The organism is Mesorhizobium sp. M3A.F.Ca.ET.175.01.1.1, from assembly GCF_004791945.1.
Taxonomy (GTDB): domain Bacteria; phylum Pseudomonadota; class Alphaproteobacteria; order Rhizobiales; family Rhizobiaceae; genus Mesorhizobium.
Window position 1 is genome coordinate 1 of sequence record NZ_SRTP01000295.1, and the last position, 307, is coordinate 307.

1 protein-coding gene is annotated in these 307 nt (G+C 61.9%); it reads left to right on the forward strand.

Features of this window, described 5'->3' with window-relative positions; genetic code table 11:
• The coding region (locus EN818_RS31725) for a peptide-methionine (S)-S-oxide reductase (RefSeq protein WP_189524008.1) at positions 1-307 on the forward strand (307 nt) is incomplete at both ends.

Below are 307 nucleotides of genomic sequence, written 5' to 3' on the forward strand. Positions count from 1 at the left end.
TCGAGATCGTCTTCGATCCGGCCAGGACCAGTTTCCGCACGCTGCTCGAATTCTTTTTCCAGATCCACGACCCGACGACCAGGAACCGTCAGGGCAACGAGGTCGGCATGAGCTACCGCTCGGCGATCTTTTACACCAGCGACGAGCAGAAGCGGGTGGCCGAGGATACGATCGCCGATGTGGACGCCTCGGGCCTCTGGCGGGGCGTGGTCGTCACCGAGCTCGCTCCGGCCGGTCCCTTCTGGGAGGCCGAGCCCGAGCATCAGGATGAACTAGAGCGCTACCCAAACGGCTATAACTTCCATTT